Origin of the sequence: Halalkalibacillus sediminis, from assembly GCF_002844535.1 — a bacterium.
Classification (GTDB): domain Bacteria; phylum Bacillota; class Bacilli; order Bacillales; family Alkalibacillaceae; genus Halalkalibacillus_A; species Halalkalibacillus_A sediminis.
The window spans coordinates 100,667-113,886 of sequence record NZ_PJNH01000002.1 but is presented as its reverse complement, the minus strand read 5'-3'; the positions used below and the strand labels follow the sequence as shown (position 1 = coordinate 113,886).

13 protein-coding genes are annotated in these 13,220 nt (G+C 40.0%); 10 read left to right on the top strand and 3 right to left on the bottom strand.

Translation table 11 applies throughout. From position 1 onward, the window contains the following. Positions 1 to 8 precede the first annotated feature (8 nt). Both CEY16_RS06870 and CEY16_RS06865 read left to right on the top strand, forming a co-directional pair. Complete coding sequence (locus CEY16_RS06870; RefSeq protein WP_101331259.1) at positions 9 to 1,160, top strand: M24 family metallopeptidase; 1,152 nt, start codon at positions 9 to 11, stop codon at positions 1,158 to 1,160. Between the two features lie 19 nt (positions 1,161 to 1,179). Next, complete coding sequence (locus CEY16_RS06865; protein WP_101331762.1) at positions 1,180 to 1,884, top strand: TetR/AcrR family transcriptional regulator; 705 nt, start codon at positions 1,180 to 1,182, stop codon at positions 1,882 to 1,884. Between the two features lie 25 nt (positions 1,885 to 1,909). On the opposite strand, the gene CEY16_RS06860 is transcribed toward CEY16_RS06865, so the two are convergent. Further along, the gene (locus CEY16_RS06860; RefSeq protein WP_101331258.1) at positions 1,910 to 2,452 is read right to left on the bottom strand and encodes a GbsR/MarR family transcriptional regulator; all 543 of its coding nucleotides are present in this window, start codon (positions 2,450 to 2,452) and stop codon (positions 1,910 to 1,912) included. A 262-nt stretch (positions 2,453 to 2,714) separates the two neighbouring features. On the opposite strand from CEY16_RS06860, the gene CEY16_RS06855 reads away from it, so the two are divergent. The 8 genes from CEY16_RS06855 (at position 2,715) to CEY16_RS06820 (ending at position 10,342) form a co-directional block, all read left to right on the top strand. Continuing rightward, positions 2,715 to 3,833 carry a betaine/proline/choline family ABC transporter ATP-binding protein gene (locus CEY16_RS06855; RefSeq protein ID WP_101331257.1) on the top strand — a complete coding sequence of 373 codons (1,119 nt, stop codon included), beginning with the start codon at positions 2,715 to 2,717 and terminating at the stop codon, positions 3,831 to 3,833. Beyond that, complete coding sequence (locus tag CEY16_RS06850) at positions 3,834 to 4,472, top strand: ABC transporter permease (RefSeq protein WP_101331256.1); 639 nt, start codon at positions 3,834 to 3,836, stop codon at positions 4,470 to 4,472. Between the two features lie 21 nt (positions 4,473 to 4,493). After that, positions 4,494 to 5,411 carry an ABC transporter substrate-binding protein gene (locus tag CEY16_RS06845; protein ID WP_101331255.1) on the top strand — a complete coding sequence of 306 codons (918 nt, stop codon included), beginning with the start codon at positions 4,494 to 4,496 and terminating at the stop codon, positions 5,409 to 5,411. 14 nt (positions 5,412 to 5,425) lie between these two features. Continuing rightward, the gene (locus tag CEY16_RS06840; protein WP_101331254.1) at positions 5,426 to 6,067 is read left to right on the top strand and encodes an ABC transporter permease; all 642 of its coding nucleotides are present in this window, start codon (positions 5,426 to 5,428) and stop codon (positions 6,065 to 6,067) included. Between the two features lie 15 nt (positions 6,068 to 6,082). Beyond that, the gene (locus tag CEY16_RS06835; protein ID WP_101331253.1) at positions 6,083 to 7,261 is read left to right on the top strand and encodes a M20 metallopeptidase family protein; all 1,179 of its coding nucleotides are present in this window, start codon (positions 6,083 to 6,085) and stop codon (positions 7,259 to 7,261) included. A 379-nt stretch (positions 7,262 to 7,640) separates the two neighbouring features. Beyond that, positions 7,641 to 8,378 carry a FixH family protein gene (locus CEY16_RS06830; RefSeq protein ID WP_101331252.1) on the top strand — a complete coding sequence of 246 codons (738 nt, stop codon included), beginning with the start codon at positions 7,641 to 7,643 and terminating at the stop codon, positions 8,376 to 8,378. A 65-nt stretch (positions 8,379 to 8,443) separates the two neighbouring features. Next, positions 8,444 to 8,890, top strand: coding sequence for a YaiI/YqxD family protein (locus tag CEY16_RS06825; protein ID WP_101331251.1), 447 nt, complete (start codon positions 8,444 to 8,446; stop codon positions 8,888 to 8,890). A gap of 318 nt (positions 8,891 to 9,208) precedes the next feature. Continuing rightward, positions 9,209 to 10,342: a S8 family peptidase gene (locus CEY16_RS06820; protein WP_101331250.1), complete on the top strand. Its 1,134-nt coding sequence runs from the start codon at positions 9,209 to 9,211 to the stop codon at positions 10,340 to 10,342. 367 nt (positions 10,343 to 10,709) lie between these two features. Here the strand turns inward: CEY16_RS06820 and CEY16_RS06815 are convergent, their stop codons facing one another. Both CEY16_RS06815 and CEY16_RS06810 read right to left on the bottom strand, forming a co-directional pair. Further along, positions 10,710 to 12,314 (bottom strand): ABC transporter permease, encoded by a 1,605-nt coding sequence (locus CEY16_RS06815; RefSeq protein ID WP_101331249.1) that lies wholly within the window; start codon positions 12,312 to 12,314, stop codon positions 10,710 to 10,712. Then, positions 12,311 to 13,210: an ABC transporter ATP-binding protein gene (locus tag CEY16_RS06810; RefSeq protein WP_101331248.1), complete on the bottom strand. Its 900-nt coding sequence runs from the start codon at positions 13,208 to 13,210 to the stop codon at positions 12,311 to 12,313. Before CEY16_RS06810 ends, CEY16_RS06815 begins: the two co-directional genes overlap by 4 nt. Positions 13,211 to 13,220: the final 10 nt, after the last annotated feature.

Sequence of the window (13,220 nt, the reverse complement as noted above, 5' to 3'; positions counted from 1 at the left end):
GTTTATTAATGCAAACCATCCAGTCATCATCTATTGAAAAAAGGGTCAACGCGTTACGCAATAAGATGAGAGAAAAAGAAATCGACGCCACCATCTTATGGGATCCCGACAACGAGTACTACATCAGTGGCTTTCGCGCCATCTCTTATTCACGTCCTATTTTACTACTGGTTTATCAGGATAAAACGCAGTACATCCTCCCTGCTTTAGAGGAGGAACATGCAAAACTGAACGCACACGTGGACGAATTCTACATTTATTATGAAACGTATCCTCACCGCGAATTCGACACGACATATATTCAACCATTAAATAGGATACTCAGTGACTTACCTAAACAAACCACAATTGGACTGGAAATGGAACTAGTTCCAGCATCTTTTGCAAAGATGTTTGAGTCGAAAAGTTTCCATATAAAAGATGTCACACAAGATTTGATCGATTTACGTGCAATCAAAGATGAAGAAGAAATCTATTGGTTGGAACAGGCAGGGCATTTATCAGATGTTGCCTTGAAAGCTTCATTCAATCATCTAGAGCCAGGTATGAGTGAACTGGAATTCGACTCTCATGGTGATCGTGCTCTACTAGAGGAAGCCTCAAAAGAATACCCGAACCATATCATCGGTTACGAAAACTGGACCTGTTCAGGGATTGAGCGAAGCGCTATGCCGCACCTTTATTCCAGCACGAGAAAATACGATCAGAACGATGTCGTCGTTCATAGTCGACAAGTTTGGATCAATGGCTACCGGGCTGAAAACGAACGGACATTTTTGCTTGGCGAACCTACCAATGAGCAAAGAAATTGTCTTCAATTAGCTATCGATGCACAACAAGCTGGATTTGACGCAGTAAAACCAGGAGTTAAAGCGAGTGAAGTGGACATTGCTTCCTATAAAGTTTTTGAAGATGCTGGTTATGGAAAATTCGTTCAGCACCGAATTGGGCATGGACTCGGGTTAACCGAACATGAAGAACCCTACTTACGTTTTGATAATGACCTCGTATTACAAGAGGGCATGGTCTACACGATTGAACCAGGCATTTACGTCCCTGGAGTTGGTGGTTTCCGCCACTCAGATACAGTAATTGTTACAAAAGACGGGTGCCATAGCATTACCAAGTATCCAAGGGATTTAGAAAGCTTACTATTTTAATAAGGAGGACTGATTGCGATTGAGTTCTCGTAGAAAAGATATCCAAAGAGAGCGTATGTGGCGTTACTTCATCGATGCAACAGTGAAAGTGATTGAGGAAGAAGGAATCAATAACGTTACGATAAGGAAAGTCGCTGATCACGCAGGATATACCAGTTCGACCGTATACAACTATTTCAAAGAGCTATCACACCTGGTTTTCTTTGCAGCGATGCGGTTTACAAAAGATTATACAGACGAACTCCCTCAATATATGGAGAAGGGAAACAACACCGTTGAAAAATGGCTTTACAGTTGGGAATGTTTTTGCAGAGAAACCTTTCTAAAACCAGAAATCTATTCGGCCATCTTTGTTAATAATCTAGGCGTTATTCCTGAGGATTTACTTGATCATTACTACAAGACCTATAAGCAAGACCTAGTCGATCTTCCGAGACCTATTCAATCCATTGTGCTACAGCATCAGTTAGCTAAAAGAAGTTCATTATATTTACAAAGTGCTGTTGATGAGGGGTTACTGGATCAAGAGGATATCGAATTTCTTACGGATACGACATTACTTGTATGGAAGGGCATGTTGGTGACCTATCTCAATCAACGTCAAAATTATTCAGTAGAAGAGGTTACACAAAAATCACTTGAATATATACATGATATCGTCATGAAAAGCGTGAAGGCAGAAAAGAGAGAAAAGATCGAAGTAGATTTCATAAAAAAAGAGTAGCTTCGATTTTCATCGAGCTACTCACTTATTCCTGGTCTTCTTTATTTCTAGGAACATATTTGAAAATTTCTTCTGATTCCATAAAATCTACTAAGCGAGAGAGCCAATCGGCAAATTCTAAAAACCCTTCTGCCTCCGTATACAAGAGGTCAGCTTGCTCTTTCAACTCCGGGGTCATCCCCTCTTCATAAAGCTTTTCCAATTCTTCCCGTACTTTTCTTTTGCTCATTTGGTTTTTGGTGACAACCGATCGCCAATTATGGGTGAAAAGCTTAATGAAGGTTAAATACTCGTCTTCTTCTACTGTGTACAAATCTTTCCTAGATTTCTGCATGTATACTTTTTGAGCTAGATTTAATTCGGTCAATTGACGTACAGCTTGGCTCATTCGCGTCTTGCTCATTCCTGTACGCTCTGACAGTTCTTCTAAAGTCATTGGCCTACGTTCATAGTAGATGATTCCCATGACCAATCCAATAGTCGAGGGAAACCCGTATGACTTCATATTATCTGCAATTTGATTATGAACATTATGTTTTAATTGATCTATTTTCTGTTTTTGGTCCATTCACTTTTTCACCACACGATTCAAGTTATACTACTAATCTACCACAAACCAACCACAGGAAAAAATGTAACCTTAGACAAGAAAAGCGAGTATTTTCGAGTTATTTTATATAAAAACGATTTAAGTGAAACCTAATCGTTAATTTACGTAAATTTCATAAACTTTTAAGTTTATATAGTGTTTTAGTTTTATAAGATTCATTGATACAGTTAAAAAGGTGTTACATTGCTAAATAATCTCAGAGAGAGAAAGGAGAGTAACTTTGATCGAGTTAAAGAAAGTCAACAAAATCTATGAAGATGGGTTTCAAGCATTGAAAGACATCAACCTGACTTTTGATGAAGGTAAAATCAATGTCCTGATTGGTCCTAGTGGCTGTGGTAAGACTACAACCATGAAACTATTAAACCGTTTAGTGGATCATTCAGATGGATCAATCATGGTGGATGGTAAAGACATCACTCAAATTAATCCAATCCACTTAAGAAGAGAAATGGGTTATGTTATTCAAAGCATTGGACTTTTTCCACATATGAATATTTACGACAATGTCGCAACTGTCCCGAGGTTAGTTAAATGGGATAAAAAACGTATCGATGAAAAGGTCCACGAATTATTAGAATTGGTCAACTTAGAACCAGAAACATACAAGAAGCGTTATCCTTCAGAGTTAAGTGGGGGGCAGCAACAAAGGATCGGGGTTATTCGCGCATTGGCTGCCGAGCCGAATATCATTCTCATGGATGAACCATTCAGTGCACTAGACCCAATCAGTCGTGAACAACTTCAAGATGAATTACTTAGGTTACAAAAAGAAATTAATAAAACAATTATTTTCGTAACTCACGATATGGATGAAGCGATAAAGATAGCTGATCAAATCATCCTTATGAAAGATGGTTCAATCGTACAAAAAGGTTCGCCAGATGAGATCCTTTCTAATCCCGAAAATGATTTCGTAAAAGAATTCATTGGTGCTGAACGATTACAGAAGGCTGAAAAGCTTCCACCATTAAAAGAAATGGTTGATCGTTCAATTAAAGCAATTGACATAGAAACTTCTACAGAGAAAGCATCTACTTATATGTTAGAAAATCAATTACTACATGCACCCGTAGAACAAGACGGTAAATATGTAGGAATGATTAGTTTACAAAACCTTATTCAATCCAAAGAATCATCTGTTAAAGATGTTTCCATTTCAAAAGTTAGCGTAGTACACATTTCTGATGATCAAACAAGTGCGCTGACGTTGATCAGTTCTGAACAACCAGTAGTCGCGGTAGTGAACGATCAAGAAGAAGTAGTAGGAGTCCTTAATGATCGCGCTATCAACAACACCTTCTTACAGTTCTACCAAAAGAAGCAAGGGGTTGTGTAAATGGAGATTTTAACAGATTATATAGAATTTTTGACTGAGAGATATGAGTCGATTCTGGAATATTCCTATCAGCACCTTACGATATCTTTCCTTGCTATTATTTTCGGCATTCTATTGACGGTCCCATTAGCCGTATTCATGACTCGAATAAAGCAGGATTTCATTAAAGGAACTATTTTCAATATCGCAAACATATTCCAAACCATTCCAACGATCGCCTTGTTGGCCTTGATGATTCCTCTTTTCGGAATAGGGATGAAGCCGGCAGTCATCGCTTTATTCCTTTATTCATTACTTCCGTTACTTAGAAACACCTATGCGGGAATTGCATCCGTCGACCCAGGTGTCATCGAGTCAGCGAAAGGAATGGGATTCAGTCCAGTTAAAAGGCTATTCAAGATTGAGCTTCCTTTAGCGATGCCTTATATCATGTCTGGCATAAGGACCACGACAGTTTATATCATCAGTTGGACTACATTAGCAGCAGTGATCGGAGCAGGTGGTTTAGGCGGTTTAATCCTTGCTGGAATTGGCTTTAACGATAAGGAAATGATATTCACTGGTACACTCGTAGCGATTATTTTAGCTGTAAGTATTGATTTACTTTTTGGAAAAATAGAGAAAAGATTATCTACTTAAATAAAGGAGCGTTTAAACATAATGAGAAAATTTTTATTGATTTCAACACTTGTCGTTTTGGCAGTATTTGCTACTGCATGCGGCGGAGATGATAACACAAATAACGAAGGCGGCATGGAATTAGAAATTGGTGCCCAAACTTACACGGACCCTAAAATCTTAGCACAAATGGTGAAAGCAGTTGTTGAAGAGGAAACAGACCATACTGTTAACATTACTGAAGATATTCAAGCTAGCCCACAAATCATCCAAGCTTTAGATCAAGGTGAATTTGATATCGCAACATTATATTCAGGTGAAGTTTATAACAACCACTTCGACGAAGATAAAGTTGAATTCACGACAGATCCAGATGAAACAATTGCACAAGCGCAAGAATTATTCGGAGAAAAATTCGGCATTAAGTGGTACGACACTTTAGGCTTCCAAAACAAATACGGAATCGCTGTTAAAGATAGCTTTGCAGAAGAAAACGGTATTGAAACAATTTCTGACTTAGAAGAACATGCAGATGAATTAGTAATTGGTACAGACACTTCATGGGTTGAACGTGAAAATGATGGATACCGTGCGTTCCAAGAAGCATATGGTTATGAGTTTAAAGATGTAAAAGGTATGGAAGTTTCTCTAATGTATGAAGGTGTTGAAAATGGTGAGCTGGACGTAATCACTGCTTATACAGTAGACCCTCAAATCCTAGAACTTGATATGCGTATTTTGGAAGATGACGGTGACTTCTTCCCTCCTTACAGTGCATCATTAGTTTCTCGTGAAGATTTGGTATCTGAAAACGAAGAAATCAATGAAGTACTTGAATCATTTGTCGGTACAATCGACGAAGAAACGATGACAGGTTTAATTTATGAAGTTGATATTGAAGGTAAAAGCCCTGAAGAGGTTGCCATCGGATATTTAGAAGAAAATGGATTTCTTGAGTAATCGGGGGATCATTTATGGAATTTTTTAATGAAATCATTCAATACATGATTGAAAATCAGGAGACGATGATTCAATATACGATTGACCACATCCTTATGGTCATCTACGGTATATCGATGGCTTTAGTAGTAGGAGTCCCACTCGGGGTTCTTGCTGCTAAATTTGAAAAATCGGCACCTGTTATTCTGTCTGTAGTGAATATCATTCAAATCGTCCCAAGTTTAGCCATGTTAGCAATATTGATGCTTTACTTCGGGCTTGGGTTTCAAACGGCTGTAATCGGATTGTTCTTCTACTCACTATTACCGATTGTTCGTAATACGTATGTCGGTATTCGTGAAGTTGATCAGAACATTCTCGATGCAGGAACTGGGCTTGGTATGACAAGCTTACAAGTTCTAAGGAAAGTCCAATTGCCTCTGTCCGTCCCATTTTTAATGGCAGGGCTAAGAGTTGCATCTGTTATAGCTGTTGGTGTTGCATGTATCGCACCATATATCGGGGCTGATGGACTAGGGCGTGAGATTGTGTCAGGAATCAGTCTACAATCTGAAATTAAAATCTACGCCGGCGCAATACCAGCTGCTCTATTAGCAATTTTCGCAGATACAATACTAGGAATTATAGAAAAGAGAACGAAAAAGAGATTAGCGTAATTCAGGAGGATTTAATTGAAACAGCAGGTATTAAAAAAAATAGATGACCTTTATGAAGAAATGGTGGAACTCCGTCGTGATTTCCACATGTATCCGGAATTATCTTTCGAAGAGAAAAGAACTGCACAAATCGTCGCTGATTATCAGCGTAAATTGGGATTAGAAGTCCGTGAAAACGTCGGAAATGGCTATGGCATTGTCGCTACTTTAAAAGGTGGCAAACCAGGTAAAACCGTCGCCATTCGTGCCGACTTCGATGCCTTACCGATTGTCGAACAAAACGATGTACCTTATAAATCGAAAAATGAAGGTGTGATGCACGCGTGTGGTCACGACGCCCACACCGCTGTCGCACTTGGTATGTCCAAAGCATTTGTAGAAGTGAAGGATGAACTCGAAGGTAATATCGTTTTCATCCACCAAAATTCCGAGGAAAAAGACCCAGGTGGTGCTAAATCAATGGTAGAAGATGGTGCCCTTGAGGGGGTTGATATCATCTTTGCCACACATATGGAAAACTACCTCCCCGTAGATCATATATATTATAGCCATCAGTACATTCTCGGCGCTTCAGATGACTTTGAGATTACCATCAAAGGTTTCGGCGGACACGCAGCTTTCCCACACGATTGTGTAGACGTGATTGGTATCGGAGCTCAACTTGTCTCAAGCATTCAACAAATTATGAGTCGGAAGGTTGATCCTCTGAAGTCAGGTGTTGTTACAATTGGCTCGATCCACTCTGGGGAAAAGACGAATGTTATACCAGAAGACTTGAAGATCGAAGGTACTGTACGTACTTTTGATAAAGATGCTAGACAGGAGATCCACGATTGGCTCCAATCTATTACAAAACACACATGTGAAGGGTTTGGCGCAGAGTCTGAAGTTGTGTATCACTGGGGTTATCCAGCAACACTTAACGACCCTGAAGCAACTGAGCAACTGATTCAATCTGCAAAAGATGTCCTTCCGGAAGAAAACATTTTGGAGATGGAACCTAATATGGGTGCAGAAGACTTCTCTTACTTCCTTGAAAAAATTCCGGGAACCTATTTCTTCACCGGAACTGCGAACGAAGAGAAAGGATTCATTTATCCATATCACCATCCGAAATGGGATATAGACGAAAGATCACTCGCTAATGGCGCCAAAGTGATGGCAGCTGCAACGATTGATTATTTGAAGAAATAAATAAAAAATCCTGATACTCACTTCAGCGTGAATATCAGGATTTTTTTAATTGATTTCCTTTATTATTCTTTCTTCACCAGAATAGTTAATCTCAACATGCTCAGGAACTGTAATCACGATAGCTTGCAAATTTATGGTCGAGCCACCCTCCCCCAACCGATATGAATTACGCTCTTTAAATTGTGCCACCGCAAATGGTTCATTCAATTTCACATAATTATATCGGATAATATCGCTTTGGATTACTGAAAAAAAGGGCTTGTACAGTTATGAAAACTTTTGGTGGCGGTAACGATAAAGACGACATAATACTTTCACACATTTATGCTAATAATCATGATAAAGTAGAGTTAGAAAGACATTGCGGAGGTAAATAACTATGAAAAAAATAATATTTATCGTATTATCGACTTTAATGTTATTAGCCGCTTGCGGACAAAGTGATGAAGCTGAGGAAACGTCAGGAGATTCAAAAGATCTGTCACTAGTCCCTGTGGAGGTAGAGATTTTAACAGAAGATGAACTTGATTTAGGTACCCAGACCTTATCCGCTTCAGTGAGTCATAATGATGAATTAGTTAATGATGCTGAAGAGGTCGAGTTTGAAGTTTGGGAACAAGGCTCCAAAGAAGAAAGCCAGATGTTAGCAGCTGAAAACTCTGGCGAAGGTGAATATACAGTCGACTACGAATTTGAAGAAGATGGTGTCTATCATATCCAGTACCATGTAACAGCTAGAGATCAACACGTCATGCCTAAACACGAGGTCAAGGTAGGAGATGCTGAAACATCGCATCACGAAGAGGAAGATGAACATGCAAATCATCATTCTTCGACTGTACAAGTGGAATTAAATTCACACTGGGTGGAAGATGAGCTAATTCTGACTAGCAAAATAACGAATGAAGATAAAACATTAGAAGCTGCTGAAGTGACGTATGAAATCACTTCACAAGACGATGAGAATTTACATGAATGGATCGCTGCTGAAGAAAATGATGCAGGAAATTACGAAGCGAGCTTTGAACACGAGGGGTTGCAAAAGTTAACCATTAACGTTCACATCAAGACTGAAAACCTACACGAACATATTGAAAAAAGCATATCAAAATATTAACAACATCACTAAACTTCAGACATGATCATGACTCTGAAGTTTTTTTATACGAAAGGGATGAGTTTATGAACATATTAGTCGATGCAGACGCATGTCCAGTTGTACCAATTATCGTAGAAGAGTCTGGGAGACGCGGATTCGCTGTGAAAATTGTACGGAGCTACGACCATTTTTCACTGAAAGATATGGAAGATCACGTAGAGACAATCTATGTCGACCGTGGGGCCGAAGCAGCAGATTATAAAATCATGCAACTTGCCGAAGAGAACGATGTAATCGTAACGCAAGACTATGGCCTCGCTAGCCTCGCCTTGTCCAAAGGGTGTAAAGTCATGCATCATAAAGGGTTTCAGTACACCACACACAACATAGACACCATGCTCCAACAGCGGTATTTAAGTGCAATGGAGCGAAAAAGCGGTAAACGCACGAAAGGACCGAAAGCTTTTACCAACGAAGACCGTGAAAAATTCAAGAAAGCTTTTGTAAAGATACTGAACGAATTTTCATAAAAACCAATTACCCATTTTTTTGCTTTCATTTTGTTTGAATCTTCTTTCATTTGTCAGTCTATAATTCCACAATATTCCTCTTATTTAGGTCTACGGTATTTCCTTTCAACAGCACCATTTTTTTCTTCCAATTTGGTGGTAAAAAAAGACTATTTCTTTATTTTTGGAATTATCTTATAATTCAAATCATTCTCACAAATAAGTTGATTCGCAAAGTTATACATAATTGGCGCTCGCTTTTATTACCTCCTTTTGAATAAACTCGGTCCGGTCGTATGCTTTTCGAATCAGCTTAAATATTTTTAAGGAGAGTGTTTTATGAAGAAATTATTATCCATTTTATTAATCTTAGGGTTGATGGCGATCCCATTCCAGGGTGCTGTTTTTGCTGAAGGCCCTCCAGACAAGGACGAGTACCTCGTCATGTTTGATGGACAAGCACATAAAGGTCTACTAAAGGCTTTTGGAGTTGATGATGAAGATGTTTTGCATGAATATGACTTATTAGAAGTTGTACATGTGGAACTGACTGAAAACCAAGCGAATGGTTTAAGTAATCACCCACAAATTAAACACGTTGATGAAAACGCTGAAGCACAAGCAGTAGGAGAGACAGTTCCTTACGGTATCGATCAGGTTCAAGGGACTCAAGCACAAAATTCCGGCTTTACTGGAAGTGGAGTAGACGTAGCAGTCTTAGATACTGGTATCGATCGTTCACATGAGGATCTGACCGCAAACGTTCAAGGCGGATATTCTGTATTTGACGACGCGGAAAACAGTGATCCTTACAACGATGGTAACGGTCACGGAACACATGTTGCTGGTACGGTTGCAGCAGTGGATAATGATTTAGGGGTACTAGGTGTTGCACCTTCTACAAATCTTTATGCTGTGAAAGTTTTAGATAATGACGGCAGTGGTTCTTACGCTGGAATCGCTGAAGGTATTGAGTGGGCTGTACAAAATGATATGGATGTCATCAACATGAGCCTAGGCGGTTCTCAGAGTTCCTCAGTATTAGAAGAATTCTCGAATCTAGCTAACAATGAAGGTCTTCTAGTAGTAGCGGCTGCAGGAAATGATGGCAACCGTGGTGGTAACAATGACACAGTAGGTTACCCTGCCAAATACGATTCAGTAATGGCAGTAGCAGCGGTTGATGAAAACAATAACCGCGCAACATTCTCAAGCACTGGACCAGCAGTTGAAATCTCTGCACCTGGTGTAGATATCTTAAGCACTACACCTGGAGATACGTACTCTTCATTCAACGGTACGTCTATGGCCTCTCCACATGTAGCAGGTGTTGCGGCACTTGTCTGGGAAGCAAAATCTAACTTGACGAACGACGAACTTCGTCAATTATTGAAAGATACCGCTGTTGAATTAGGTGCTAGTCATCAATACGGTGCTGGACTTGTTCAAGCGGCAGACGCAATTAATCAATAAGTAAAAAAACAAGCTGACTTCCTTAATGAGAGGAAGTCAGCTTTTTATGTAGTGGTTGCCCAATACTATATTTCTAATCTCTTTTTAAAAGATACTTTTAATAATATAACTGATCAACCTCGGTCCAAATAGCAGAATATCGAATATGAAATCATACCACGGATGAAAATCATCAGGCTTTCGTTTACGCTTTTTCTTACCCATGTAACTTCCCCCCCTTTTCAAATATTTCCACTTTAAGAGTAACATAACAAATTTTAAAAAAGCATTGTCTTATACTCAATATTTAATGTCGAAGTCGTTAGTTTTTCCAATAATTCATCTCGTCAAAAAAAGTGCGCTGGCTAAATTCAGCCAGCGCTTTGTATTAACCTTGTAGATCTCTTTTTCTAAACGAAATTGATCCGATGATAGTTAATATCAGTGCAATAACCGTTAGAACGACTAATGCCAACCAGTCAATCTCTTCTAGCGGATAATTACTGATATAACTGAATACAGACCCTTTCTCGACCCAGTCGGGAAAGTTCATCATTCCTCCCAAATAAACGACGAAGAATGAATATCCTAAATAAGCCCATGCAATCGTTGTGCCACCTGGCAAAAGGCCATACAACAGAATTCCAAGACCTAATACCACCCACATTGCTGGTAAGTGGTTAAGCCCCGCAATGAGAAAATCTGAAAACGGAAGTTCCCCGTTGCTTGTTTGAACACCTGCAGCTCCCATTCCTACTGCAGCAAGAGTCATCATGATTATACTAACTAACCAAGCAATCCCTGCGTAACTAATAAACAATTTTTGTCGTGATAGCTTTGTACTCAACATGGATTCAAGGCGATTTTTCTTTTCTTCACCTTTTAGTTTGAACATTGCCATTAATACAGGTACTGTGCAAAAAATCGATACAATAACCATCAGCATTCCTAAGAATTGAGCGCTCAGTGCCGTTCCGTCAGTCGGTTGCAAAAATTGTTCCATCACTTCAATCTGTTCGACATATGTTTCAATTTCGCCAAACACCGAACCGTAAGTTGCACCATATATGAACAGGCCGATTCCCCAAGCGATCAAACCCACTCGCTGCATGTGCAAACCGAATCCGAACGTGTTCAATATCCGCTTCTTAGCGTGAATTTTCCCAGGTCGGTCTGGCAAAAAACCTGCTCCAACATCTCTGATTACATGTAAATAAAAAGCTAGAAGTGACAAAATGACCGCTATGGCAAATGTCATCCCGAGGACCCACCAATTGTTATCAACAAAAATTCTCGCCTCTTGGACCCAGCCAAATGGGGACAACCAAGATAAAGGTTCATGACTTACATCTCCGATTGCACGGATGAAATAACTCGCGCCCAGTACAATGAATGATAAACCTATAGTCCCTCGTGCGGTCGATGATAGTTGAGCAAACAACAGAGCAATTGAGCTAAAAATGAGCCCGCTAGCCCCTAAAGCTGCCCCATACGTGAACGAACCTGAAGTCGTAAAACTTTCGACCGGGAGGACGCTCAATCCCACCCCTGTTATTACGGCTAATAATATATATACTCCAACCATCACTAGAACTACTGAGGTTAAGCCAGCAAGACGACCAGTTGGAAGCGCACGGACCATCTCTGTACGCCCCTCTTCTTCATCCCCACGGGTATATCGAGCCACAAGCAATATAGCCATCACACCGATAATTAAGGCGGTCATCATGAGCATTTCATGGGAAAACATCACAGCTGTCGTATAATTATCAAGCCCATACCCTTTACCTACCAAAGCAGTAACCGCCGGGTTATCCATTGTTGCAGCTACTTGTTGACGCTCTTCTTGCGAACTATAGATTCCATCAAAAGCCGAGGCGGTGCCTATTGATGCAAGTGAGATCGCTAGAATCCAGACAGCCAACCTTACACGATCCCGACGAATGATCAATTTAGATAACTTAAAAGTATTCAAGAATAATTGTTGATTCATGAGGTTGCACCTCCTGCCTCCTCTTTTTCATAATGTCGCATGAATAAATCTTCAAGTGTTGGTGGGGCACTCTCTAATTTCGTGACATGGTGTTCACTGACATGCTTCATGACCGTACCCATTTCCTCAGTATCAACTTGGAAAGCTAGTGCATCACCTTTTCTCTCCATGTTATGCACACCTGAAACCCCTTCTAAAGTTAGAGGATCTCTTGTTTGAACTAATAAATGAGTACGGGTCAGATGTCTCAAGTCAGATAGAGAACCGGATTCAATGATTTTTCCCTCACGGATGATGCCTACAGAGTCACATAATCTCTCAACCTCGGATAAAATATGGCTTGAGAGTAACACGCTTTTGCCTTGCCTTTTCACATCCATTACATACTCTTGAAAAACACGTTCCATCAACGGATCCAGACCGGAAGTCGGCTCATCCATAATGAACAGATCCGCTTCAGAAGCAAATGCTGAGACAAGTGCAACCTTTTGACGGTTTCCCTTGGAGTACGCACGACATTTTTTCGAAGGATCCAATTGGAAACGTTCAATCAGTTCCTCACGCTTTTTTCGGTCTCCATTTCCACGAATTTTCATGAAAATATCAATCACTTCACCACCCGTAAGGTTAGGCCAAAGATTGACATCACCAGGGACGTACGATACACGTTTATGAATCTCAACAGCATCTTTCCACGCATCTTTTCCAAAAATCGTGGCCCTACCGGAAGTCGCTTGAATAATACCTAACAACACACGAATCGTCGTGGATTTACCGGCACCGTTAGGACCAATGAAGCCATATATCTCACCTTCCTCCACACGCATATCCACTCCATCTAACGCTTTGAACGATCCAAATTTCTTCGTTAACTGTTCAGTTGTTAAAATGGTCATTTTCATCCCC

What these genes read in the sequence shown, in the direction of transcription:
- CEY16_RS06870 (WP_101331259.1), top strand. Translation starts at nt 9, where the DNA reads ATGCAAACCATCCAGTCATCATCTATTGAAAAAAGGGTCAACGCGTTA.
- CEY16_RS06860 (WP_101331258.1), bottom strand. Translation starts at nt 2,452, where the DNA reads ATGGACCAAAAACAGAAAATAGATCAATTAAAACATAATGTTCATAAT.
- CEY16_RS06850 (WP_101331256.1), top strand. Translation starts at nt 3,834, where the DNA reads ATGGAGATTTTAACAGATTATATAGAATTTTTGACTGAGAGATATGAG.
- CEY16_RS06845 (WP_101331255.1), top strand. Translation starts at nt 4,494, where the DNA reads ATGAGAAAATTTTTATTGATTTCAACACTTGTCGTTTTGGCAGTATTT.
- CEY16_RS06840 (WP_101331254.1), top strand. Translation starts at nt 5,426, where the DNA reads ATGGAATTTTTTAATGAAATCATTCAATACATGATTGAAAATCAGGAG.
- CEY16_RS06830 (WP_101331252.1), top strand. Translation starts at nt 7,641, where the DNA reads ATGAAAAAAATAATATTTATCGTATTATCGACTTTAATGTTATTAGCC.
- CEY16_RS06825 (WP_101331251.1), top strand. Translation starts at nt 8,444, where the DNA reads ATGAACATATTAGTCGATGCAGACGCATGTCCAGTTGTACCAATTATC.
- CEY16_RS06820 (WP_101331250.1), top strand. Translation starts at nt 9,209, where the DNA reads ATGAAGAAATTATTATCCATTTTATTAATCTTAGGGTTGATGGCGATC.
- CEY16_RS06815 (WP_101331249.1), bottom strand. Translation starts at nt 12,314, where the DNA reads ATGAATCAACAATTATTCTTGAATACTTTTAAGTTATCTAAATTGATC.
- CEY16_RS06810 (WP_101331248.1), bottom strand. Translation starts at nt 13,210, where the DNA reads ATGACCATTTTAACAACTGAACAGTTAACGAAGAAATTTGGATCGTTC.